This is a genomic window from Nocardia sp. NPDC051833 (assembly GCF_040681225.1).
Lineage (GTDB): Bacteria > Actinomycetota > Actinomycetes > Mycobacteriales > Mycobacteriaceae > Nocardia.
In genome coordinates, this window is sequence record NZ_JBFAYK010000001.1 from 17122 (window position 1) to 41600 (window position 24479).

The 24479-nt window shown below is 70.9% G+C and carries 21 protein-coding genes; 14 read left to right on the top strand and 7 right to left on the bottom strand.

The window, feature by feature from the left end; translation table 11 throughout:
• The first annotated feature begins 73 nt into the window (after positions 1-73).
• From mptB to AB0L91_RS00120, 4 genes are all read left to right on the top strand, one after another.
• Positions 74-1792: a polyprenol phosphomannose-dependent alpha 1,6 mannosyltransferase MptB gene (mptB, locus tag AB0L91_RS00105; protein WP_357345178.1), complete on the top strand. Its 1719-nt coding sequence runs from the start codon at positions 74-76 to the stop codon at positions 1790-1792.
• Complete coding sequence (locus AB0L91_RS00110; protein WP_355281274.1) at positions 1789-2721, top strand: ABC transporter ATP-binding protein; 933 nt, start codon at positions 1789-1791, stop codon at positions 2719-2721. Before mptB ends, AB0L91_RS00110 begins: the two co-directional genes overlap by 4 nt.
• Positions 2718-3500, top strand: a complete 783-nt coding sequence (locus AB0L91_RS00115) for an ABC transporter permease (RefSeq protein ID WP_365006700.1) — start codon at positions 2718-2720, stop codon at positions 3498-3500. Before AB0L91_RS00110 ends, AB0L91_RS00115 begins: the two co-directional genes overlap by 4 nt.
• A 66-nt stretch (positions 3501-3566) precedes the next feature.
• Positions 3567-4541 (top strand): heme A synthase, encoded by a 975-nt coding sequence (locus AB0L91_RS00120; protein WP_365006702.1) that lies wholly within the window; start codon positions 3567-3569, stop codon positions 4539-4541.
• Positions 4542-4604: 63 nt separating this feature from the next.
• Here the strand turns inward: AB0L91_RS00120 and AB0L91_RS00125 are convergent, their stop codons facing one another.
• Positions 4605-4973, bottom strand: coding sequence for a hypothetical protein (locus AB0L91_RS00125; protein ID WP_365006704.1), 369 nt, complete (start codon positions 4971-4973; stop codon positions 4605-4607).
• A 77-nt stretch (positions 4974-5050) separates the two neighbouring features.
• Here AB0L91_RS00125 and AB0L91_RS00130 point away from each other — a divergent pair, with 77 nt between their 5' ends.
• The gene (locus AB0L91_RS00130; RefSeq protein ID WP_365006706.1) at positions 5051-6016 is read left to right on the top strand and encodes a quinone oxidoreductase; all 966 of its coding nucleotides are present in this window, start codon (positions 5051-5053) and stop codon (positions 6014-6016) included.
• A gap of 86 nt (positions 6017-6102) precedes the next feature.
• Here the strand turns inward: AB0L91_RS00130 and AB0L91_RS00135 are convergent, their stop codons facing one another.
• Positions 6103-6702: a TetR/AcrR family transcriptional regulator gene (locus tag AB0L91_RS00135; RefSeq protein WP_365006707.1), complete on the bottom strand. Its 600-nt coding sequence runs from the start codon at positions 6700-6702 to the stop codon at positions 6103-6105.
• Between the two features lie 96 nt (positions 6703-6798).
• On the opposite strand from AB0L91_RS00135, the gene AB0L91_RS00140 reads away from it, so the two are divergent.
• Complete coding sequence (locus tag AB0L91_RS00140) at positions 6799-8286, top strand: FAD-dependent monooxygenase (RefSeq protein ID WP_365006709.1); 1488 nt, start codon at positions 6799-6801, stop codon at positions 8284-8286.
• Between the two features lie 67 nt (positions 8287-8353).
• On the opposite strand, the gene AB0L91_RS00145 is transcribed toward AB0L91_RS00140, so the two are convergent.
• Complete coding sequence (locus AB0L91_RS00145; RefSeq protein WP_355281516.1) at positions 8354-9262, bottom strand: heme o synthase; 909 nt, start codon at positions 9260-9262, stop codon at positions 8354-8356.
• Positions 9263-9785: 523 nt separating this feature from the next.
• Here AB0L91_RS00145 and tkt point away from each other — a divergent pair.
• The 7 genes from tkt (at position 9786) to AB0L91_RS00180 (ending at position 19575) form a co-directional block, all read left to right on the top strand.
• A complete protein-coding gene (tkt, locus tag AB0L91_RS00150) occupies positions 9786-11927 on the top strand; it encodes a transketolase (protein ID WP_365006711.1) in 2142 nt (713 codons plus the stop codon).
• A 5-nt stretch (positions 11928-11932) separates the two neighbouring features.
• Entirely contained in the window at positions 11933-13069 is a 1137-nt protein-coding gene (tal, locus tag AB0L91_RS00155) for a transaldolase (RefSeq protein WP_365006713.1), read from the top strand.
• A 4-nt stretch (positions 13070-13073) separates the two neighbouring features.
• Positions 13074-14648 carry a glucose-6-phosphate dehydrogenase gene (gene zwf, locus AB0L91_RS00160; RefSeq protein ID WP_357345160.1) on the top strand — a complete coding sequence of 525 codons (1575 nt, stop codon included), beginning with the start codon at positions 13074-13076 and terminating at the stop codon, positions 14646-14648.
• Positions 14645-15553: a glucose-6-phosphate dehydrogenase assembly protein OpcA gene (gene opcA, locus AB0L91_RS00165; RefSeq protein WP_355281291.1), complete on the top strand. Its 909-nt coding sequence runs from the start codon at positions 14645-14647 to the stop codon at positions 15551-15553. The genes zwf and opcA overlap by 4 nt, the downstream gene beginning before the upstream one ends.
• Positions 15546-16331, top strand: a complete 786-nt coding sequence (gene pgl / locus AB0L91_RS00170) for a 6-phosphogluconolactonase (RefSeq protein ID WP_365006716.1) — start codon at positions 15546-15548, stop codon at positions 16329-16331. The genes opcA and pgl overlap by 8 nt, the downstream gene beginning before the upstream one ends.
• A 123-nt stretch (positions 16332-16454) precedes the next feature.
• Complete coding sequence (locus AB0L91_RS00175; RefSeq protein ID WP_365006718.1) at positions 16455-17195, top strand: PaaI family thioesterase; 741 nt, start codon at positions 16455-16457, stop codon at positions 17193-17195.
• A gap of 223 nt (positions 17196-17418) precedes the next feature.
• Positions 17419-19575 carry a thiamine pyrophosphate-dependent enzyme gene (locus AB0L91_RS00180; protein ID WP_357345155.1) on the top strand — a complete coding sequence of 719 codons (2157 nt, stop codon included), beginning with the start codon at positions 17419-17421 and terminating at the stop codon, positions 19573-19575.
• A gap of 75 nt (positions 19576-19650) precedes the next feature.
• Here the strand turns inward: AB0L91_RS00180 and secG are convergent, their stop codons facing one another.
• Together secG and AB0L91_RS00190 are read right to left on the bottom strand one after the other, a co-directional pair.
• On the bottom strand, positions 19651-19884 hold the full coding sequence (gene secG, locus AB0L91_RS00185; protein WP_218718250.1) for a preprotein translocase subunit SecG: 234 nt from the start codon (positions 19882-19884) through the stop codon (positions 19651-19653).
• A 34-nt stretch (positions 19885-19918) separates the two neighbouring features.
• On the bottom strand, positions 19919-21514 hold the full coding sequence (locus tag AB0L91_RS00190) for an MFS transporter (protein ID WP_365006721.1): 1596 nt from the start codon (positions 21512-21514) through the stop codon (positions 19919-19921).
• Positions 21515-21622: 108 nt separating this feature from the next.
• Between AB0L91_RS00190 and AB0L91_RS00195 the strand changes: the two genes are divergently transcribed.
• Positions 21623-22411 carry an META domain-containing protein gene (locus AB0L91_RS00195; RefSeq protein ID WP_357345150.1) on the top strand — a complete coding sequence of 263 codons (789 nt, stop codon included), beginning with the start codon at positions 21623-21625 and terminating at the stop codon, positions 22409-22411.
• Positions 22412-22473: 62 nt separating this feature from the next.
• Here the strand turns inward: AB0L91_RS00195 and tpiA are convergent, their stop codons facing one another.
• A complete protein-coding gene (gene tpiA, locus AB0L91_RS00200; RefSeq protein WP_357345148.1) occupies positions 22474-23259 on the bottom strand; it encodes a triose-phosphate isomerase in 786 nt (261 codons plus the stop codon).
• 3 nt (positions 23260-23262) lie between these two features.
• Positions 23263-24477: a phosphoglycerate kinase gene (locus AB0L91_RS00205; protein ID WP_357345146.1), complete on the bottom strand. Its 1215-nt coding sequence runs from the start codon at positions 24475-24477 to the stop codon at positions 23263-23265.
• Between the last annotated feature and the right edge of the window lie 2 nt (positions 24478-24479).

The following is a 24479-nucleotide window of genomic DNA, read 5'->3' on the forward strand; positions in this document are numbered from 1 at the left end:
TCGGCGCTGGTCGAGGACGCGGCACCGACCGGAGCACCACCGGTCGCGGCGCGCCGCACTAGGCTCGCTCTCCGTGGCGGTACTGGAGGGCGCGGCGCGCAAGACACTGGCGTTCGGGAGGCGAGCTCTCGGGCTCGACGTGCCGACCCCTGATCACACCGTCGCGGTGCTGCACCGCGACGAGAACGAGGTCCCCGGCCTCGACCGGCGCGAGCGCGCGCAGCTGGACCGCATCCGGCTGATGGGCGCGACCGGCGCGGTCCTGATGGCGATCGCGGCGCTGGGCATCGGCGCGCAGCCGGTCCACCAGAACCCCGTCTCGGGCATGCGGGTCCTCGGCATCTTCGCCAGGGCGCACACCGGTTCGCTGGCGATGTGCATGTTCGGCACCGTGCTGGTGATCGGCGCGTGGCTGCTGCTCGGCCGGTTCGCGGTCGGCGGTCTGGCCGGGTCGCCGGTGCACCGGCTGACCCGGTCACAGCTGGACCGCACGCTGCTGCTGTGGATCATCCCGCTCAGCGTGGCACCACCGATGTTCAGCAACGACGTCTATTCCTATCTGGCGCAGAGCGAGATCGCCGCGCGCGGTATCGACCCGTATCTGGAGGGTCCGGTCGCCGGGCTCGGCATCGACAATGTCCTCACCAACAACGTGCCGACCATCTGGCGCGACACCCCCGCGCCGTACGGCCCGCTGTTCCTCTGGATCGGCCGCGGCATCGCGGAGCTGACCGGGGACAACATCATCGCCGGGGTGTGGGTGCACCGGTTGCTCGCGCTCGCGGGCGTGGCGCTGATCGTGTGGGCGCTGCCGCGGCTGTCGGTGCGCTGCGGTGTCGCGCCGGTGAGCGCGCTGTGGCTCGGCGCGGCCAACCCGCTGGTGCTGTTCCACCTGGTCGGCGGCGTGCACAACGACGCGCTGATGCTCGGCCTGATGCTCGCGGGTGTGGAGCTGATGCTGCGGGCGATCTACGGCAACGGCGGCACCCCCGATCTGCTGAACGGCACCGGTCTCGCGCCGTTCGACGCGCGCGCCTACGGGCTGCTGATCGGTGGCGCGGTGGTGATCACCCTGTCGTCGTCGATCAAGTTCACCTCGATCATCGCGCTCGGCTTCGTCGGGATGGCGCTGGCCCGCCGCTGGGGCGGCGACCTCAAGGCGGTGGTGAAGGCCGCGCTGCTGCTCGGCGTGATCGCCGGGGTGACAACGCTGTTCGTGAGCTCGGTGAGCGGTCTCGGCTTCGGCTGGATCTTCACGCTCAACACCGCCAGCGCCGTGCGCAGCTGGATGTCGCTGCCGACCGTCATCGGCATCATCACCGGATTCGGCGGTGTCCTGCTCGGGCTCGGCGACCACACGACCGCGCTGCTGTCGATCACCCGACCGATCGCGGCGGCGGTCGCGGCCTACATCACCGTGCGCATGCTGGTCGCCACCGGCACCGGCCGGCTGCATCCGGTCGGCGCGCTCGGTGTCGCGCTCGGCGCGATCGTGCTGCTGTTCCCGGTGGTCCAGCCCTGGTACCTGCTGTGGGCGATCGTGCCGCTGGCCGCCTGGGCCACCCAGCCGGTGTTCCGCGTGCCCGCCGTCGCGTTCTCCGCGGTCGTCTCGATGCTGGTGATGCCACGGGGGGCGGAGTTCCAGGTCTTCCAGATCATCGGCGCCGCACTGGCCGCCGCGGTCTGCTTCGCGTTGTTCTTCGCACTCACCCGTCACTCCCTGCCCTGGCGGGCTCAGCCGGGGGTGTCGGCTCCGTCACAGGAGGGCACGGCTTACCGTGTGACATCGTGAGAAGTCGCTCCGGACCCGCTGTTGGCGTCGACGGCGTGGTCAAGCGCTACGGCGAGACGACCGCGGTCGACGGCCTGCGGTTCGAGGTCGAGCAGGCCCAGGTGTTCGCGTTGCTCGGCCCCAACGGCGCTGGCAAGACCACCACGGTGGAGATGTGCGAGGGCTTCGTGCGCCCCGACGCGGGCACGGTCCGCGTCCTCGGCCTCGACCCGATCGCCGACTCCGAGCAGCTGCGCCCCCGCATCGGCGTGATGCTCCAAGGCGGCGGCGCCTATCCGGGCGCGCGAGCCGGTGAGATGCTCGATCTGGTCGCCGCCTACTCGGCCGACCCGATCGATCCCGACTGGCTGCTGTCCACCCTCGGCCTGCAGGACAACCGCCGGACGCCGTATCGCCGCCTGTCCGGCGGCCAGCAGCAGCGGCTCGCGCTGGCCTGCGCGCTGGTCGGCAGGCCGGAGATCGTGTTCCTCGACGAGCCGACCGCCGGGCTCGACGCCCAGGCCCGGCTGATCGTGTGGGAGCTGATCGACGCCCTGCGCCGCGACGGCGTGAGCGTGGTGCTGACCACGCACATGATGGACGAGGCCGAGCAGCTCGCCGACCAGCTGGTGATCATCGATCACGGGGAGATCGTCGCGCAGGGCACGCCCGCCGAGGTCACCGCGCACGGCGCCGCGGGCCAGCTGCGCTTCTGCGCCCCACCGAAGCTCGATATCGCGCTGCTGAAATCGGCGCTGCCGGAAGGTTTCTCACCACGGGAGACGACGCCGGGCACCTATCTGGTCGAGGGCGAGATCAACCCGCAGGTGCTGGCGACCGTCACCGCCTGGTGCGCCAGGATGGACGTGCTCGCCACCGACATCCGCATCGATCAGCGCCGCCTCGAGGATGTCTTCCTCGAACTGACCGGACGGGACCTGCGCGGATGACCGAGACCACCAGCCGGTTCCTGCCCGGCACCTTCGCTCCCGACCCGCGCCCCGCCACCCGGCGGACGATGCTGATCGCGCAGACCGGCCTCGAACTGAAGCTGCTGCTGCGCAACGGCGAACAGCTGCTGCTCACCATGTTCATCCCGATCACCCTGCTGATCGGTCTGACCCTGCTGCCGTTCGGCGAGCTCGGCGAGCACCGGGTGGACAAGGTGGTGCCGATGGTCATGATGACCGCGGTGATGTCGACCGCGTTCACCGGCCAGGCCATCGCCGTCGGCTTCGACCGCCGCTACGGCGCGCTCAAGCGGCTCGGCGCGACCCCGCTGCCCCGCTGGGGCGTGATCGCGGGCAAGTGCGCGGCGGTGCTGATCGTGGTCGTACTGCAGGCGATCCTGCTCGGCGCGATCGGCGCCGCCCTGGGCTGGCGGCCCGGGATCGGCGGCCTCGCGCTCGGCGCGCTGGTGATCGCCCTCGGTACCGCGACGTTCGCGGCGATGGGCCTGCTGCTGGGCGGGACGCTCAAGGCCGAGGTCGTGCTGGCACTGGCCAATATCCTCTGGTTCATCATGCTCGGCGTCGCCAGCCTGGTGCTCGTCGGCGACTCGCTGCCCGCTGCGCTCACCGTGCTGGTCCGGCTGGTGCCCTCCGGCGCGCTGGCGTTCGCCCTGGAATCGGCGCTGACGGGCGCGGTCGACTGGTTCGCGGTCGCGGTGCTCGCGGTGTGGGGCGTGCTGTGCGGCTGGCTCGCGACCCGCCTGTTCCGGTTCAGCTGAGTGATCAACGACGCACTGTAGTAGCCCTGGTATCGGTCGGGATTTCGCGGCCAGTACCATCGTGACGTGCTGTATCGCGCCTTCGTTGGCCTCGTCGACCGGCTGCCGCTCCCCTCGCTGCGGGTGCAGCGGCTCATCGCGCTCGCGGTGATCCTCAGCCAGGCCGGAATCTCGGTGACCGGCGCCGTCGTGCGCGTCACCGCGTCGGGCCTCGGCTGCCCGACCTGGCCGCAGTGCTTCCCCGGCAGCTTCACCCCGGTGGGTGTCTCGGAGGTGCCGGTCCTGCATCAGACCGTCGAGTTCGGCAACCGGATGCTCACCTTCGCGGTGACGCTGTGCGCCGCGCTGATCGTGCTCGCCGTGGTCCGCGCCCGGCGCAGGCGCGAGGTCCTCGTCTACGCGTGGCTGATGCCCGGCGGCACCGTCGTGCAGGCGATCATCGGCGGGATCACCGTGCGGACCGGCCTGCTGTGGTGGACGGTGGCCGTGCACCTGCTGGCCTCGATGGTGATGGTGTGGCTGGCGGTCGTGCTGTACGCCAAGATCGGCCAGCCCGACGACGGCATCGACACCGTCCAGGTACCCGCTCCCCTGCGCTGGCTCACCGCGCTCAGCGGCGTCGCGCTGGCCGGGGTGCTGATCGCGGGCACGCTGGTCACCGCCGCGGGCCCGCACGCGGGCGACAAGAGCATCGACCGGCCGGTGGCCCGGCTCGAGGTCGAGATCGTCACGCTGGTGCACCTGCACTCGCAGCTGCTGGTCGGCTATCTGGCGCTGCTGATCGGCCTGGCCTTCGGCCTGTTCGCCGTCGGCATCACCCCCGCGATCCGCGTCCGCCTGTACGTGCTGCTCGGGCTGGTGCTGTCGCAGTCGCTCGTCGGCATCGTCCAGTACTTCACCGACGTCCCCGCCGCGCTGGTCGCCATCCATGTCGGTGGCGCGGCCGCGTGCACGGCGGCCACCGCCGCGCTGTGGGCCTCGCTGCGGGTCCGCGAGCAGGTGTGCGTGCCCGCGCCGGTGTCGTCGGCCGCCGCGCACTGAGTTCCCGAAACGACGACAGCCCGCGATCCGAGGATCGCGGGCTGTCGGGCGTTCGGGCCGGGATCAGGCGCCGGCGAAGAGCTTCCAGTTGCGCGCCTTCGGGAACTTGGTCTGGTGGGCGACCCAGCCCGCCATCTTCTTCCAGTGCGACTTGGTCGGCGTCACGACGGAGACCAGCTCGCGGTTCCACTCGTCGGTCTCGGTGAGCCCGTCGACCCGCTCGACCAGGGCCTTCGCGGTCGCCAGGTCGGCCACCACGCGGTCGCCGAGGATGCCGTCGGCACCGACCAGCGTGATGCGCACACCCTGCTCACCGATGTACTGCAGCACGGCCGTGCCCGAACCGCCGTGCTCGGCGACGAACTTGGCGACGGACTTCTCGACCTCGGCAGGCACCTTCACGGCGACGGGGGCGGCGGTGGTAGCACTCATGGGCCATGAGTTTACCGGCCGGTAGTCGCGAGTCCACCCCCGAGTGGCGTCGAACACGGGGTGTACAAAGGAGACTCATGCGCGCCATTCAGGTTTCCGAGCACGGTGGTCCCGAGGTCCTGCGGTACGTCGAGGTGGCCGATCCGCAGATCGGGCCCGGTCAGCTGCTGGTCGACACCCAGGGCGTCGGCGTCAACTACATCGATATCTACTTCCGCACCGGCCAGTACCCGCAGGCGACTCCGTATATTCCGGGCTCCGAGGGCACCGGTGTCGTCGCGGCGGTCGGCGCCGAGGTGACCGAGTTCGCCGTGGGCGACCGGGTCGCCTGGGCGGCGGCGCCGGGCAGCTACGCGGACAGGGTCGCCGTCGACGCGGCGGTGGCGGTGCGGGTGCCCGACGCCGTCGACCCGACCGTGGCGGCCGCCGCCCTGCTCCAGGGCATGACCGCGCACTACCTGATCGAATCGGTGTTCCGGCCCGAGCCGGGCGACCCGGTGCTGATCCACGCGGGCGCGGGCGGCGTCGGCCTGCTGCTCACCCAGATGGCCGCCGCCAAGGGCGCGCGGGTGATCACCACCGTCTCCACCGACGACAAGGAGAAGCTGTCCCGCGAGGCGGGCGCGTCGGAGGTCCTGCGCTACGGCGACGACCTGGCCGCGCGGGTCCGCGAGCTCACCGACGGCGAGGGTGTCGCGGTGGTCTATGACGGTGTCGGCGCGAGCACGTTCGAAGCGAGCCTGGCCGCGCTGCGCGTGCGCGGCACCCTCGCCCTGTTCGGCGCCGCCAGCGGCGCGGTCCCGCCGTTCGACCCGCAGCGCCTCAACCCCGCCGGCTCGCTCTGGCTGACCCGCCCGTCGCTGGGCGCCTACACCCGCACCCGCACCGAATTCCTGTGGCGCGCGACGGATGTCTTCGACGCCATCGCGGCGGGCACGCTGACCTTCCGGATCGGCGCGACCTACCCGCTCGCCGACGCGGCCCAGGCCCACCGGGATCTCGCCGCGCGCAAGACCACCGGCTCCCTCGTTCTGCTCCCCTAGGGCCGCCGGCTCACCTCGGGCTCCCGGCAGATCCATGGCCCACCGCCGCATCCGCCGGGACCCGCACACCCCGGCGGGGCGCGAGGTCAGTAGTCGCGACCGGTGAGTCCCCGGTAGACGAAGCGCGTGATCGACTCGATCGCTTCCTCGTCGCCGATCATCACCGAGCCGTCCGCCACCATCCGCAGCATCCCGTCGACCGCTGCGAACATCATCGCCAGACTGGCGTCCACGGTCCCGGGCAGCCGGAGCCCGCGCTCGGGGAAGTCGGCGATATGGTCGGCGATGTCGGCACGCTGCGCCGCCCCGAATCCCGCGATGACGCGGGCGAATTCGGGGCTCACCTGTGCCGCCTGCTCGATCGCCCGCAGCACCGCGGCGTGCTCGCGCGCGAAGGTCCAGTAGCCGCGCACGTGATAGCGGATCGCCGCCGGATCGGTGAAGTCCCCGTTGTGCTCGGGATCGGCCGCGCGCTCGTCGCCCGCCGCCGCGATATCGGCCAGCAGCGCCTGCAGCAGCTCCTCTTTGCTCGCGAAGTGGTTGTAGAACGACCCGGCCGCCCGGCCCGCGGTGGCGGTGATGTCGGTGATCTTCGCGTTGAGGTAGCCGTGTTCGGCGAACACCTGCCGGGCCGCGTCCTTGAGCGCCTGCTCGGTCTCCGCGGATTTCTCGCGCCTGCCTGCCATCCGAGGCCACCTCCTTGACAAGCACCGTACCAACGCTGAAACTGAATTCATATTCACTGAATATGGATTCAGTTCTTGTTGCAGGAGGCAGTTCTCATGACAGACCAGGTACTCGTCGCCGGTGCGGGCCCGACCGGGCTCACCCTCGCCATCGATCTCGCGCGGCGCGGCGTCGCCGTCCGGGTCGTCGACCGGGCGGCGTCGGCCTTCCAGGGCTCGCGCGGTGACGGCATCCAGCCGCGCACGCTCGAGGTGTTCGACGATCTCGGCGTCCTCGACGCGGTGCTGGCCGCCGGGCGCGACCTCCCGGTCATGCGCGCCTATTTCGGGGGCGAGTTCGCCGGTGAGCGGCGGATGGCCGAGCCGGTCGCGCCGACCCCCGATGTGCCGTACCCGAACGCGTGGGTGCTCGGCCAGTCCGACACCGAGGCGATCCTGCGGGACCGGCTGGCCGAGCTGGGCGGACAGGTCGAATTCGGTACGGCGCTGGTCGAATTCACGCAGGACGCCACCGGCGTGACGGTGATCCTGGAACGCGACGGCCACCGGGAGACGGTGCGCACGCGCTATCTGGTTGGTGCCGACGGCGGGGCGAGCACGGTCCGCAAGCGCCTGGGTATCGCGTTCGAGGGCAGCACCGACGATTCGATCAGGATGCTGCTCGGCGATGTCCGCGTCGACGCCCTCGACCACGAGTTCGGCTACTGGTTCGCCGCGGCGGCCGACCAGCCGATGACCGGATTCGCCCTGTCACCGCTGCCCGGCGGGCGCCGCTTCCAGTTCGCCGCCCCGCTCGCGCAGGACCAGGCCGCCGACCTGGCCACCCTCCAGGAACTCGCCGACCGGCACGCGCCCGCGCTGGAGCTCGAGCTGACGGACCTGTCCTGGGTCACGGTGTGGCGCCCCAACATTCGCCTCGCCGCGCGATTCCGCGACGGTCGGGTGCTGCTCGCGGGCGACGCCGCCCACGTCCACCCGCCGACCGGCGGCCAGGGCCTCAATACCGGCGTCCAGGACGCCTACAACCTCGGCTGGAAGCTGGCCGCGGCCCTCGCGGGCGACCCGGCCCCGCTCGACACCTACGAACCGGAACGCCGCACCGTCGCCGCCCAGGTCCTCGGCCTGAGCACCGCGCTCCTCGACAAGCTCGTCGACGGCGACGAGGACGCGATGCGCCGCGGCCCCGAGACCCGCCAGCTCGGCATCTCCTACCGCTCCCCCGCCGAGCAAGGTCCGCTCGTCGCGGGCGACCGCGCGCCGGACGCCCCGCTCGTGGATGCCGCCGGTCGTCGTGTCCGGCTCTTCGACCTCTTCCGCGGCCCGCACGCCACCCTGCTGCGTTTCGCGCCGACGCCGTCGCCGACACCCGACACCGATCGCCCGCTGTCCGGACGCTCCGCGAAGGACGCGTCCGTCGGCGATCCCGCGATCCACACGGTCGAGATCCGCCGCGCCGACGACCCGCACCACCCCGCGGCCACCACCCTGGTCGACACCGACGGACACGCCTTCACCGCCTACGCGGCCACCCCCGGCACCCAGATCCTGATCCGCCCGGACGGCCATCTGGCCCGCCGCTGGTGAACGGAACCGATGCCGGACACAACGGCGGCCGGGCAGTGTCTGCCCGGCCGCCGTTCGTGCGCGGGATCTACAGCCCGATGAAGGAGCCCACCGTGTTCCAGCCGAGCACCGAGTCCACGGCCAGCCCGCAGAACACCACGGCCAGGTAGTTGTTCGACTGCAGGAACAGCCGCAGCGGCTTCACCGACTCACCGCGCCGCACCCCGGCGTAGAGCTGGTGGGCCATCAGCAGGAACCAGGCGCCCGCGACCAGCGCGACCGCGGTGTAGATGACACCGGTCGCCGGGACCAGGGCGAGCGTGGCCAGCACGGTCAGCCAGGTGTAGATGACGATCTGCTTGGTGACGACCTGCTCGGTCGCGACCACCGGCAGCATCGGCACGCCTGCCGCGCGGTAGTCCTCCTTGTAGCGCATGGCCAGCGCCCAGGTGTGCGGCGGCGTCCAGAAGAAGATGACGGCGAACAGCACGATCGCGGGCCAGCCGATGGTGCCGGTGACCGCGGACCAGCCGACCAGGGCTGGCATGCAGCCCGCGGCGCCGCCCCAGACCACGTTCTGCGAGGTCCGGCGCTTGAGGCCCTTGGTGTAGACGAAGACGTAGAACAGGATCGTCGCGACGACCAGCACGCCGCTGAGCAGGTTGGCCTGCCACCACAGCCACGCGAACGAGATCGCGCCGAGGGCGACACCGAAGACGAGCGCGTGCCTGGTCGGCACGGCGTCGCGGGCCAGCGGGCGCCGCGCGGTCCGCTTCATCACCTTGTCGATGTCGGCGTCGGCGACACAGTTGAGGGTGTTGGCGCTGGCCGCGCCCATCCAGCCACCGAACAGGGTGACCAGGATCAGCCGGATGTCGACGGTGCCGCGATCGGCGAGCAGCATGGTCGGGATGGTGGCGACCAGCAACAGTTCGATGACGCGCGGCTTGGTGAGCGCGATGTAGGCGAGCGGCTTGCGCAGTACCTTGGAGACCAGGCCGTCGCCGGAGAGGCGATCGGCGAGCGCCGTCGAGGAATTGTGCGCACCGCTACTACCCGGCTGGGGATCGATCCGCACTGTTTCTCCTCGCACGCTGTGCTTCGCATCCGGCATTGGAACGAGCAGCGCGCGGCTGCGGCGCGGCCACTACTACAGACGATGGTAGACCCACGCCGATGCCGCTCCGCGCCAGGCCCCTGCCACCGTGGGCGCGGTCACCGCGCCGCTCGCGGCCCTCGCCCGGCCGCACGCGGTGGTGAACCGGCATCGACATGCAGGTGAACGGCACCGCGGACACGCCACCGTCCGGCGCGCCGATCGATGCCGCCCACACCGGGAGACGACGCCCGGGTCGGCACTAGACTCACAACCAGGGTTCGCGCCGGTCCCACCGAGCACCACCACTAGGGTATGGATGTACATCGGTACGCACCCCCGGCCGCGTGCGATCCGCATCAGACACCCATCGCCGCTGCCATGTATCGCCGTCGACGAAACCTAGGTCAGGAGAACCACGGTCGTGTCAGTCACAGACGACATTCGCGCCCTCACTCAGCGGAACTACCCCAGCGACTGGACGGACCTCGACACCAAGGCCGTCGATACCGCCCGCGTGCTCGCCGCCGACGCCGTGCAGAAGGCGGGCAACGGGCACCCCGGCACCGCGATGAGTCTCGCGCCGGTCGCCTACACCCTCTTCCAGCGCACCATGCGCCACGACCCGGCCGAGCCGCGCTGGGTCGGCCGCGACCGGTTCGTGCTCTCCTGTGGGCATTCCAGCCTCACCCTGTACGTGCAGCTGTACCTGGCCGGTTTCGGCCTGGAGCTGACCGACCTCGAGGACCTGCGCCAGTGGGGCTCGCTGACCCCGGGCCACCCCGAGTTCCGGCACACCGACGGCGTCGAGATCACCACCGGCCCGCTGGGCCAGGGTCTGGCCTCCGCGGTCGGCATGGCGATGGCCGCCCGCCGCGAGCGCGGCCTGTTCGATCCCGAGGCCGCGCCGGGCACCAGCCCGTTCGACCACTTCATCTACACCATCGCCTCCGACGGCGACCTGCAGGAGGGCGTCACCGCCGAGGCGTCCTCGATCGCGGGCACCCAGCAGCTGGGCAACCTCGTGGTGATCTACGACGACAACGAGATCTCCATCGAGGACGACACCGACATCGCCTTCACCGAGGACGTCGCCAAGCGCTACGAGGCCTACGGCTGGCACGTGCAGATCGTCGAGGGCGGCGAGGACGTCGTGGCGATCGAGGCGGCCATCGCGGCGGCCAAGGCCGAGACCGCCAAGCCGTCGATCATCATCCTGCGCACCATCATCGGCTTCCCCGCGCCGAACAAGATGAACACCGGCGGCGTGCACGGCGCGGCGCTGGGCGCCGACGAGGTCGCCGCGGTGAAGAAGGCGCTGGGCTTCGACCCGGAGAAGTCCTTCGACGTCGACCCGGCCGTCATCGAGCACACCCGCGGGGCGCTCGGCCGCGGTGCCGAGGCGAAGGCGAAGTGGCAGCAGGGTTTCGACGCGTGGGCCGAGGCCAACCCGTCGAACAAGGCGCTGTTCGACCGCCTGCAGACCCGCACCCTGCCCAAGGGCTGGGTCGAGGCGCTGCCCGCCTTCGAGACCGATCCCAAGGGCATGGCCACCCGCAAGGCGTCGGGCAAGTTCCTGGCCGCGGTCGCCGACGAGCTGCCGGAGCTGTGGGGCGGTTCGGCCGACCTGGCCGAGTCCAACAACACCACCATGCCCAACCAGCCGAGCTTCGGCCCGGAGTCGATCTCCACCGGCATGTGGAAGGCGCAGCCCTACGGCCGCACTCTGCACTTCGGCATCCGTGAGCACGCGATGGGCTCGATCCTCAACGGCATCGCGCTGCACGGCCCGACCCGTCCGTACGGCGGCACCTTCCTGGTGTTCTCCGACTACATGCGCCCGGCCGTGCGCCTGGCCGCGCTGATGCGGGTGCCCGCCATCTACGTCTGGACCCACGACTCCATCGGTCTCGGCGAGGACGGCCCGACCCACCAGCCGATCGAGCACCTGGCCGCGCTGCGCGCGATCCCCGGCCTCAACGTGGTCCGCCCCGGCGACGCCAACGAGACCGTGCACGCCTGGCGCACCATCCTCGAGCGCGACTCCGACGAGCACACCTCGCATTTCCACACCTACGACGCCCCGCACCAGGACGGCCCGTCCGCGCTGGCGCTGACCCGCCAGGACATCCCGACGCTCGAGGGCACCAGCTACGAGGGTGTCAAGAAGGGTGGCTACATCCTGGCCGAGGCCTCCACCGGCACTCCGCAGGTCATCCTGATCGGCACCGGTTCCGAGCTCCAGCTCGCCGTCGCCGCGCGCACTACGCTGGAGGAGCAGGGCATCCCGACCCGCGTGGTCTCGATGCCGTGCGTGGAATGGTTCGACGCGCAGGAGCAGGGCTACCGCGACGAGGTGCTGCCGCCTTCGGTGCGCGCCCGGGTGGCCGTCGAGGCCGGTATCGCGATGCCGTGGCACCGGTTCGTCGGTGACGCGGGTGAGGTCGTCGGGATCGAGCACTTCGGCGCCTCGGCCAACTTCAAGAAGCTGTACTCCGAGTTCGGTATCACCGCCGATGCCGTCGTCGCCGCCGCGCTGCGTTCGACCGACAAGGTGAAGGGGTAAAACCAATGGCACAGAACGAGAATCTCGCCGCGCTCTCGGCCGCGGGCGTCTCGGTGTGGCTCGACGACCTGTCCCGTGAGCGGATCGAGTCCGGCAATCTTGCCGACCTGATCGCGACCAGGAGCATCGTCGGCGTCACCACGAATCCGAGCATCTTCCAGGCGGCGCTGAGCCAGGGCCACGAGTACGACGGTCAGCTGAAGGAACTCGCCGCCCAGGGCGCCGACGCCGACGCCGCGATCCGCACCATGACCACCGACGACGTGCGCGCCGCCTGCGACGTGCTCGCCCCGGTGTTCGAGGCCAGCAACGGCGTCGACGGCCGGGTGTCGATCGAGGTCGACCCGCGCTTCGCCTTCGACGCGGACAAGACCGTCGCCCAGGCCATCGAGCTGTGGAAGATCGTCGACCGCAAGAACCTGTTCATCAAGATCCCGGCCACCGAGGCGGGCCTGCCCGCCATCACCTCGGTGATCGGCGAGGGCATCAGCGTCAACGTGACGCTGATCTTCTCGGTGCCGCGCTACCGCGCGGTGATGGGCGCATACCTCGACGGTCTGCGCAACGCCAAGATCGGCGGCCACGACCTGGCCAAGATCCATTCCGTCGCTTCGTTCTTCGTCTCCCGCGTGGACACCGAGATCGACAAGCGGCTGGAGGCGATCGGCACCCCCGAGGCGCTCGCGCTGCGCGGCAAGGCCGGCGTCGCGAACGCCCGGCTCGCCTACGCCGAGTACCAGGACGTGTTCGACGGTGGCGCGCACACCTCCACCTACAACCACCTGGCCGCGCAGGGCGCCAACCGCCAGCGGCCGCTGTGGGCCTCGACCGGCGTGAAGAACCCGGACTACCCGGACACCCTCTACGTCACCGAGCTCGTCGGCCCGAACACCGTGAACACGTTGCCGGAGAAGACGTTGCAGGCCTTCGCCGATCACGGCGAGGTGCGCGGCGACACGCTCAGCGGGCTGGGTGTCGAGGCTGCGCAGGTCTTCGCCGACCTGAGCGCGGTCGGCATCGACCTCGACGACGTGTTCGAGCTGCTCGAGCGCGAGGGCGTCGACAAGTTCGAACAGGCGTGGAACGAACTGCTGGAAGCCACCACCGGCGAACTGAACTCCGCGGCGGCGGGGGGCAACTGACCCGATGGCCGGCACAGCATCGAGCGATCGGGCGGCGGGGCTGTGGCATAACCCGCTGCGCGACGAACGAGATAAACGGGTTCCCTTCATCGCGGGACCCTGCTGCATGGTGATCTTCGGTGTCACCGGAGATCTGTCCCGCAAGAAGCTGATGCCGGCCATCTACGACCTCGCGAACCAGGGCCTGTTGCCGCCCGGGTTCGCCCTGGTCGGCTTCGCCCGGCGCGACTACGCCCACGAGGACTTCGCCGCCGTCGTCCTCGACGCCGTGAAACAGCACGCGCGCACCCCCTTCCGCCAGGAGGTCTGGGACCACCTGGCGGAGGGCGTGCGGTTCGTCCAGGGCAGTTTCGACGACGACGCCGCCTTCGCGACGCTCGCCGACACCCTGCGGACCCTGGACGCGACCCGCGGCACCGGCGGCAACTACGCCTTCTACCTGTCGATTCCGCCGAACATGTTCCCGGTGGTGCTCGACCAGCTCTCCGAGCACAAGCTCGCCCAGCCAACGAGTACCGACGCCGACGGCTACCTGCCGTGGCGCCGGGTGGTGATCGAGAAGCCCTTCGGGCACGACCTGGCCAGCGCGAAGGAACTCAACGCGCTGGTCAACCGGGTGTTCCCGGAGGAACAGGTCTTCCGCATCGATCACTATCTCGGTAAGGAGACGGTGCAGAACATCCTGGCGCTGCGCTTCGCCAACGAGCTGTTCGAGCCGATCTGGAACGCCAACTACGTCGACAGCGTGCAGATCACCATGGCCGAGGACATCGGCCTCGGCGGGCGCGCCGGGTACTACGACGGCATCGGCGCCGCCCGCGACGTCATCCAGAACCATCTGCTGCAGCTGCTGGCGCTCACCGCCATGGAGGAACCGACCTCCTTCGAGCCCCAGCAGCTGACCACCGAGAAGATCAAGGCGCTCTCGGCCACCAAACTCGTCGAGCCGCTGGACGAGACGACCGCGCGCGGTCAGTACACCGAGGGCTGGCAGGGCAGCGAGCACGTGGTGGGCCTGCACGAGGAAGAGGGCTTCGACCCGCAGTCGCGCACCGAGACCTACGCCGCGATCACCGCGCACGTGGAGAACCGCCGCTGGGCCGGTGTCCCGTTCTACCTGCGCACCGGCAAGCGCCTCGGCCGCCGGGTCACCGAGATCGCGGTCATCTTCAAGCGCGCGCCGCACCTGCCCTTCGATCAGACGATGACCGAGGAGCTCGGCCAGAACGCGCTGGTCATCCGGGTGCAGCCGGACGAGGGCATCACCCTGCGGTTCGGTTCCAAGGTGCCGGGCTCCGGCATGGAAGTGCGCGACGTGAACATGGACTTCAGCTACGGCGAGGCGTTCACCGAGTCCTCGCCCGAGGCCTACGAGCGGCTGATCCTGGACGTGCTGCTCGGCGTGCCCTCGCTGTTCCCGGTGAACGCGGAGGTCGAATTGTCCTGGCGCATCCTCGATCCGGTGCTGGCGCACTGGGCCGCCGACGGCAAGCCCGAACCCTACGAGGCGGGCACCTGGGGTCCGGCCTCGGCCGACGAGATGCTCGCGCGCAGCGGGCGGGAGTGGCGGCGCCCGTGATCGTCGACATGCCCGACACCACCACGGTCGACGTGGCCAAGAAGATGGTGCAGCTGCGCGAGACCAACGGCGTCATCACCCAGGGCCGGGTGCTCACCCTGGTGGTCTGCACCCTGGACTCCTCCGAGGCCGAGGACGCGATCGACGCCGCCAACGACGCCAGCCGCGAACACCCCTGCCGGGTGATCGTGCTGGCCCGCGGTGACCGCGACGCCGACACCCGCCTCGACGCCCAGATCCGGGTCGGCGGCGACGCCGGTGCGGCCGAGGTGATCGTGCTGCGGTTGCAGGGTCCGCTGGTGAATCACGAGAGCAGCGTCGTCACCCCGTTCCTGCTGCCCGACACCCCCGTGGTGGCGTGGTGGCCGCGGGGCGCGCCGGAGTTCCCGTCCATGGACTCCGTGGGCAAGCTGGCCAAGCGCCGGATCACCGACGCCACCTTCGCGCCCGATCCGCAGGCCGCGATCAAGAAGCGGCGCTACTCCTACGCGGTGGGCGACACCGATCTCGCGTGGAGCCGGATCACCTACTGGCGGGCACTGCTGGCGGCCGCGCTGGACGAGCCGCCGTTCGAGCCGGTCACCTCGGTGACCGTGTCGGGCCTGGCCAGTGAGCCCGCGCTGGACACGCTGGCGGGCTGGCTGGCCGCGCGGCTGAACTGTCCCGTCGTCCGCCGGACGGGCGAGCTGAAGGTCGAGCTGCACCGCCGCACGGATTCGATCGCCATCAGCAGGCCGCAACTGGGAAGAACCGCAACGCTGACCCGCACCGGCGAGCCCGACCAGCGCATCGCGCTGGCGCGCCGGGAAACTCGCGACTGCCTCGCCGAGGAACTGCGCCGGCTCGACGCCGACGAGATCTACGCCGAGGCACTCGCCGGAATCGAGAAGGTGACCTATGAGTGAGCACATCGACGTGCACGACGAACTCGGCGCCGAATTCCCCGCCAACACCGTCGAAGTCCACGACGATCCCGACGGTCTCGCCGATGCCGCGGCCGAACGCTTCGTCGAGGTGATCGTCGCCGCGCAGGCCGAGCGCGGTACCGCCTCGGTGGTGCTCACCGGCGGCAGCGACGGCATCCGGCTGCTGGAGCGGGTCCGGCGCGACCCGGGCGACATCGACTGGTCGACCCTCTACGTCTACTGGGGCGACGAGCGTTTCGTGCCCGACGGCGACCCGGACCGCAACGAGCTGCAAGCCAGGCAGGCGCTGCTCGATTTCGTTCCGCTGAACCCCGCGCACGTATTCCCGATCGCGCCGTCGGACGGCACCTACGGCTCCCCGGAGGCCGCGGCCGCCGCGTACGCGCAGATCGTGCACACCGAGCTCGACGAGCGCGGCGAGTTCGACCTGACCGTGCTCGGCATGGGGCCCGAGGGACACATCAACTCGCTGTTCCCGCATTCCCCGGCGATCCGGGAGACCACGGATTACGTTGTCGCGGTTCATGACTGCCCGAAGCCGCCGCCCACCCGGGTGTCGCTGACACTGCCCGCCGTGCACCGTTCCCGCCACGTCATGCTGGTGGTCAGCGGCGTCGGCAAGGCCGCCGCGGTCACCGCCGCCGTCAACGGGGCCGCCCCCGACGACGTGCCCTCCGCGGGCGCGGTCGGCATCGAATCGACCACCTGGGTCGTCGACGAAGCCGCCGCCGCGGACCTGCTCCTCGACGAGGAGTAATCGCGTCATCGAAAGGGCCGGGTCCGGCGGGACCCGGCCCTTTCGTGTGGACACCCTGTCGGCCTGCGGCGCCGCATCGATATCGTCGGAGGTGTTCGACCGGCCGAAAGGGTGACCACCAGCATGATCCAGACCGAGACGGTGACGATTCCGGCCCATGTGCACGGCTATCCGCGGGTGGCGTTCGGCGGGTACGTCGCAGGCCTGCTGGCGCGCCGCTCCGGCGCCGACACGGTGCGCGTCGATTTCCGCCGCGCGGTCCCGATCGAGACTCCGATCGCGCTGCCCGCGGGCGCACCGGGCCACGCGACCCTGACCGACGCGAACGGTACCGTCCTCGCCACCGCCGCGCCCGCCGACCTCGGCATCACCGCACCGCCCGGCCCGTCCTGGTCCGCCGCCAAGCGGGCGGCCGACGCCGCCCTGGCCAGCCCGCACCGCCCGGTCACCGACTGCTTCGGCTGCGGCGTCGAGTGCTCCCCCGGCCACGGCCTGCGCCTGTTCCCCTGGCCGGTGCCGGACCGGCCGATGGTCGCCGCCGCCTGGACCCCCGATCTGAGCCTGGCCGACGACACCGGCGAACTCCCACCGGAGATCGTCTGGTCCGCCCTCGACTGCCCCGGCGGCATCGCCGCCTGGACGTTCCAGAAGATGGCCCGCGGCGCGGTCACCGCGGCGCTCACCGCCACCCGCTTCCGTCCGGTCCCCGCCGGCGCGGAGTACATCGCCCACGCCTGGCCGATCCGCGCCGAGGGCCGCAAATTCACGGTGGGGGTCGCCCTCGCCACCCGCGACGGCGACCTCTGCGCGCTCGCGGAGGCGCTGTGGGTCGTCCCCCGCGAGCAGACACCACCGGCCGAGTAGCGCCCGCCTCCCAGGCACGCGCGCCGACCGGGCAGGCATCGCGGTCGCGGGGCCGATCGCGACATCCACCGAGTGTCCGGGCCGGAACGGCCGAGTTCGGCGGCCGGAGCGCCTAGCATCGGAGTCCTGGCAAGGCCGGCGAACGGACGTCGACTCGACTCGAGCGAGGAGTGGTGACGATGCGCGATCTGCGAGGAGTGGGTGCGGCCGACGGAGCGCGGCCATGAGCGGGGCGGTCGATCTCGACGCGGCCTTCCGGACGGCGCTCACCGAACTGACGGCCCCGCCGCGCACCGACGGGCCACCCGCGATCGACGCGGCCGTCGGGCTGGAGATCTTCGAATCCCAGGTGACCAGCAGGCATCTCGATCTGACCGCCCGGCGGCTCGGCGCGGCCCGGCAGGGGTACTACAGCATCGGTTCCTCGGGGCACGAGGGAAACGCGGCGGTGGCGGCGGCCCTGCGGGTCGACGATCCGGCTCTGCTGCACTACCGGTCCGGGGCCTTCTTCGTGCAGCGATGCCGTCGGGTGACCGGCCTCGACCCGATCCGGGACGTGCTGCTCGGCGTCGTCGCGGCGGCCGCCGATCCCATCTCCGGCGGCAGGCACAAGGTGTTCGGCAGCAAGCAGGCCGCGATCATCCCGCAGACCTCGACTATCGCCTCGCACCTGCCCCGCGCGGTCGGCCTGGCCTTCGCCCTGGATCGGGCCGCCCGCCAGGGGGTTCCGTGCCCGTGGCCCGCCGACGCGGTGGTGGTGTGCAGTTTCGGTGACGCCTCGGCCAACCACTCGACCGCGGCGGGGGCGATCAACGCCGCGGTGCACGCCTCACACCAGGGCGTGCCGATGCCGATCGTGTTCGTCTGCGAGGACAACGGGCTGGGCATCAGCGTGCCGACGCCGCCGGACTGGATCGAACGCGACTACGGGCCGCGGCCGGGTCTGACCTACCTCGCCACCGACGGCTGCGACCTGCCCGATGTCCTCGGCGCCGCCGACGACGCGGTGCATCTCGCCCGGACCTGGCGGGTGCCGGTCTTCCTGCACGTGCGCACGGTGCGGCTCGGTGGGCACGCGGGCTCCGATGTCGAGGGCGCCTATCGCGGCCCGGCCGAGATCGCCGCCGATCTGGCCCGCGATCCGCTGCTCGGCACCGCCCGCTACCTGCTGTCTGCGGGGATCGCCGACACCGCCGACCTGCTCGCCCGCTACGACCGGATCGGTGGCGCGGTGCGCGACACGGCGGAGAAGGTGGTGCGCGAACCCCGGCTGAGCTCGGCGGGCGCCGTCACCGCCCCGCTCGCGCCCGCCACCCCGGACGCGGTCCGCGCCGATGTCCTGCGCGACCACGTCGATACCACCGACCAGCCCCCGATGACCGTGGCCCAGGCGATCAACCACACCCTGGGCGACCTGCTCGCCCGCGACCGCGACGTGCTGGTCTTCGGCGAGGACGTCGGCCGCAAGGGCGGGGTCTACGGCGTCACCAAGGGGCTGCGCAAGCGGTTCGGCGCGCGCCGGGTCTTCGACACCCTGCTCGACGAACAGAGCATCCTCGGTACCGCGCTGGGCACCGCGCTCGCCGGCTTCGTGCCGATTCCGGAGATCCAGTACCTGGCCTACGTGCACAATGCCGCCGATCAGATCCGCGGCGAGGCGGCGACGCTGTCGTTCTTCTCCAACGGGCAGTACCGCAATCCGATGGTGGTGCGGATCGCCGGACTCGCGTATCAGAAGGGCTTCGGCGGTCACTTCCACAACGACGACTCCCTGGCGGCCCTGCGGGACATCCCCGGGGTCGTGCTGGCCGTGCCCGCCCGCGCCGACGACGCGGCGGCCATGCTGCGCACGTGTGTGTCCGCCGCCAGGGTCGACGGCCGCGTGTGCCTGTTCGTGGAACCGATCGCCCTGTACCACACCAGGGATCTGCACCCGGGCGACGAATCCTGGCTCGCCGCACCGACCTCCGACCATGTGCCGATCGGCCGCGCCCGCGTCTACGGCGAGGGCACCGACCTCACCCTGGTCACCTTCGGCAACGGGGTGCCGATGAGCCTGCGCACCGCCGACCGGCTCGCCACCCAGAACATCCGGGTCCGCGTCGTCGACCTGCGCTGGCTCAACCCGCTCCCGATCGCCGACCTGCTGCACCACGCCGAGGCGAGCGGACGGGTGCTCGTCGCCGACGAGACCCGCCGCGCCGGCGGGGTGTCGGAGTCGGTGTTCGCGGCACTCGTCGACGCGGGGTTCCAGGGCACGCTCGCCCGCGTCACCAGTGCGGACAGCTTCGTGCCGCTCGGCCCGGCCGCCGACACGGTGCTGCTCGGCGAGGAGGCCATCGAGGCGGCCGCGCAGCGGGTCGTGTGGTCGGTGGTCTAGCGACCTCGGCACAGACGAAACCCTGCCGTCACGCGAGGCGTGGCGGCAGGGTCGAGCACGGGAGTTCGGCCGAACTCAGGCGAACTTGATCTCCAGGCCGATGCCGAGGATCGCGATCAGCCAGACGAGGCCGACGAAGATGGTGATGCGGTCGAGGTTCTTCTCGACCACGGTGGAGCCGGACAGGCTCGACTGGACGCCGCCGCCGAACAGGCTGGACAAGCCGCCACCCTTGGCGCGGTGCAGCAGCACCAGCAGCACCAACAGGACGCTGGTGATCACAAGGAGGATATCGAGGAACAGCGACATGGCGCCCATCCTATGGGGTCGACGGGCGGCAGGTCTAACCAGGCTCGACCGCGACCAGGTGGGACACCGTTTCCGCCCCGGCCGACCAGCCCGCGACCATCAGCTCGATCTCCTGATCGCGAGCGGTCAACCGGACCTGGTGCTGGTGCATGTGCTCGGCCCACGACCGCACCACGAACGCCTCGACGAACCGGTCGACGGTGCCGACGTCGCGGTAGAGCCGCCACTCCATCGCCCCGGTCCGCTGCCGGGACCGTCCGACCAGCGCCATCGACTCGGTGAACACCGCTTCGTCCTCGGGCGGTACGTCGTAGCCGCGCATCACCAGGACCGGGCCGTCCTCCGGGTCGGGCTCGACGACGAGCTGCGGTTCCGGCCAGAATGCCGCCGGGGACAGGTCGATGTCCTCCACGTTGTGCCGGATCGGCCACCACACCGTGCTCACCGCGCAGCAAGCCAGCAGGACCGCCGCGATCAGCAGTGCCGTCACCGCGCCGTACGCGCCCGCGACCAGACCCCACAGCAGCGAGCCGATGGCCTGCCCGCCCATGAAGACCAGCATGTACACCGACAGCCCGCGCGCCCGCACCCACGCGGGCAGCAGCAGCTGCATCGTCGAGTTCAAGGTCGACATCGCCAGCAGCCAGGCGAGACCGGCGCCGACCAGCAGGATCAGCACCAGCGGCACATTCGGCACCAGTGCGGTCGCCACCGCGCCGAGCCCGAACAGCGCCGCGGCCAAGGCGAGTCGCTGGGTCGGGGTGAACAGCACCCGCAACCGGGACAGGCCGAGTGCGCCGCACACCGCGCCCAGCCCGAGCGCGCCGAGCAGCAGGCCGTAGCCGTCGGAGGCCAGGCCGAGCCGGTCGTGCGCGATCACCGGCAGCAGCGACCACACCGCGCTCGCCGGCGCGATGAACAGGATCGCGCGGAACAGCACCCGCCGGATCGCGGGCGCCGCGCGGATGAACCGGGTGCCCGCCTGGAGCGCCGCGAGCGGGCGTTCGCTGGGCAGGGTGCGCGGCCGGGTCGGCCACTTCGACACCAGCAGCACCGCGACGATCCCGACGAACGACAGGGTGTTGAACCCAAAGACTACCGTCGGCCCGGCGATCGAGACGATCACACCCGCGACCGCGGGCCCCACCGCGCGGCCGATATTGATGCTCATACTGCCCAGCGCGGCCGCGGAGGTGATCTGGTCACGCGGCACCAGCTCGGGCTGGATCGCCTGCCACGCGGGCGCCGTGAGCGCCTGCCCGCAGCCGAGCAGGAACAGCAGGGTCAGCAGGACCGACGGGGTCGTGTGCCCGGTCGCGGTGAACACGGTGAGGGTGAGCGAGGCCAGCGCCATCCCGGTCTGCGCGCCGATCAGCAACCTGCGCCGGTCGACCAGATCGGCGAGCACCCCGGACGGGATGGACAGCAGCATCACCGGCAGGGCCAGCGCGGTCTGCACGAACGACACCAGCGCCGCGGCGTTCGGCGCGTCGACCAGAATCCACTGCGCGCCGACCGTCTGCATCCAGGTGCCCAGATTCGACACCAGCTGCGCGATCCACAGCGCCCGGTACACCGGCGACCGCAACGGCGCCCACGTCGACACCGGTCCCGCCGTCACGCTGCTCACCCGCCGAGCATATCCCCGGCGAACGGCCGGGAACGGGTCCGCAACGGCGCGCGACCCGGTGCGCTCGGGCAACGGATTCACCGCACCGCGAGCCGTACGATGGGCGACATGTCGGCAACACTGATCCGTCTCGCCGCGCTCTGTGTGCTCGCCACCGCCGCGGCCACGGCCTGTTCCTCCTCGGACGAACCGAAGGCACCCGACGACGCGGCGACCCCGATGGGCCACACCTACATCTCCACCGAGGTCGACGGCGACACCATCCCCGGCGGCGGTCCGATGACACTCACCTTCGCCGACGGCCGCATCTCGGCGAACTCGGGCTGCAACACCAGCAGCGGCACCGTCGACCTGAGCAACCACATCCTGCACACCTCCCCGCTGGCGGGCACCCTGATGGCGTGCACCGGTGACCGCGGCCGCGCGGACGCCTGGCAGAACACCTTCCTGGAGTCCGACCCCACCTGGCGCCTCGACGGCGACAAGCTGACGCTGACCGGCAAGACGGTCACCGTCCACCTCACCGACAAGAAGATCGTCACCCCGGACAAGCCGCTGCTCGGCACCACCTGGGTGGTCACCACGCTGCTGACCCCGCAGGGGCAGGTCCGCTCCACCACCCTCGACGAGGTGAGCCCGAACCTGACGATCGGCGAGGGCGGCACCGTCAGCGGGATGGCAGGCTGCAACCGGATGACCGGCACGGCGGGCATCGGCCCCGGCGACGCGGTGAACTTCGCCGTCGCCACCACCAAGATGATGTGCGCGCCGGAGGTCATGGAGGTCGAGAGCAGCGTGCTGACCGCCCTGGACGGCCGCACCACGGCCACCGTCGACGGCGACACCCTCACCCTGCGCAACGACAACGGCAGCGGCCTGGTCCTGCACGCGCAGTAACGCCGAACGACGAAGGGCCGGAAACCAGTGCGGTTTCCGGCCCTTCGTCGCTGTCTACCCGATCAGGGCAGCGGTCCACCCGCGGCGATCGCCGACAGGGTGGCGAACTCGTCCGCCTTGAGCGAAGCACCGCCGACCAGGGCGCCGTCGATGTCGGGCTGACCGACCAGCTCGCCGACGTTCTTGGCGTTGACCGAACCGCCGTAGAGCACACGGACACCCGCGGCGACCTCCGGCGAGGCCAGCTCGGCCAGCTCGGCCCGGATCGCGCCACAGACTTCCTGCGCGTCCGCCGCCGAGGCGACCTTGCCCGTGCCGATCGCCCAGACCGGCTCGTAGGCGATGACGACCTGCGAGATCTGCTCGGCCGTCAGGCCCTTCAGCGAACCACGCAGCTGCTCGAGGTTGTACTCGACGTGCGTGCCCGCCTCGCGGACGCCCAGACCCTCACCGATGCAGACGATCGGGGTGATCTCGTTCTTCAGCGCCTGCTTGGCCTTGGCCAGCACGGTGGCGTCGTCCTCGTTGTGGTACTGACGACGCTCCGAGTGCCCGACCACCGCGAAGGTGCAGCCCAGCTTGGCCAGCATCGACCCGCTGACCTCGCCGGTGTAGGCACCGGAATCGTGCACCGACACGTCCTGCGCACCATAGGTGAGCAGGAGCTTGTCGCCCTCGACCACCGACTGCACGCTGCGCAGGTCGGTGAACGGCGGGATCACCGACACGTCGACCTTGGCGAAGTACTTCTCCGGCAGCGCGAAGGCCACCTTCTGCACCAGTGCGATGGCCTCGAGGTGGTTGAGGTTCATCTTCCAGTTGCCCGCGATGAGCGGTTTCCGTGCCATCGCTCAGCCCTCCAGCACCGAAATACCGGGCAGCTCTTTGCCTTCCAGGTATTCCAGGGACGCGCCACCACCGGTGGAGATGTGCGAGAAACCGTCGTCGGGCAGGCCGAGCGTGCGCACGGCGGCCGCCGAGTCGCCGCCGCCGACCACGGTGAACGCACCCTTGCCGGTCGCGGTCACGATGGCCTCGGCCACCCCGCGGGTGCCCGCGGCGAACTTCTCGAACTCGAACACGCCCATCGGGCCGTTCCAGAACACCGTCTTCGCCTCGGTCAGCAGCGCGGCGAACCGCGACACCGACTCGGGGCCGATGTCCAGGCCCATCCAGCCGTCGGGGATTTCGGTCGAGGCGACCGTCTTCGCGTCGGCGTCGGCGGCGAACTTGTCGGCCGCGACGATGTCGACCGGCAGGTGCAGCACGTCGCCGAAGCGCTCGAGCAGATCCTTGCAGGTGTCGATCATCTCTTCCTGCAGCAGCGAGGTGCCCACCGAAAGGCCCTGTGCGGCAAGGAAGGTGAAGCACATGCCGCCGCCGATCACCAGGGTGTCGACCTTGGGGGCCAGCGCCTCGATGACCGCGAGCTTGTCGGAGACCTTGGAGCCGCCGAGCACCACCGCGTACGGGCGGGCCGGGTCCTGGGTGAGCTTCTGGAGCACCTCGACCTCGGCCGCCACCAGCGTGCCCGCGTAGTGCGGCAGCTGCTGGGCGACGTCGTAGACCGAGGCCTGCTTGCGGTGCACCACGCCGAAACCGTCGGAGACGAACGCGCCGTCGTCACCGACCAGCTCGACGTAGGCCGCCGCCAGCTTCGCCCGCTCGGCGTCGTCCTTGCTGGTCTCGCGCGCGTCGAAACGCACGTTCTCCAGCAGCAGCACGTCGCCGTCGGTGAGGCCTTCGGACCGCGAGAGGGCGTCGTAGCCCACCACGTCACCGGCCAGCTGGACATTGCGGCCCAGCAGCTCGGCCAGCTTCACGGCCACCGGTGCCAGCGAGTACTTGGCGTCCGGCTCGCCCTTGGGACGGCCCAGGTGGGCCATCACGACCACCTTGGCGCCGGCCTCGACCAGCGCCTGGATGGTCGGCACCGAGGCGATGATGCGGCCCGGGTCGGTGATCTGACCGTTGTCGTCGAGGGGGACGTTCAGGTCGGAGCGCACGAGCACGCCCCGGCCTTCGACGCCCTCGGCCAGGAGATCCTGCAGTGTCTGAACAGTCATCG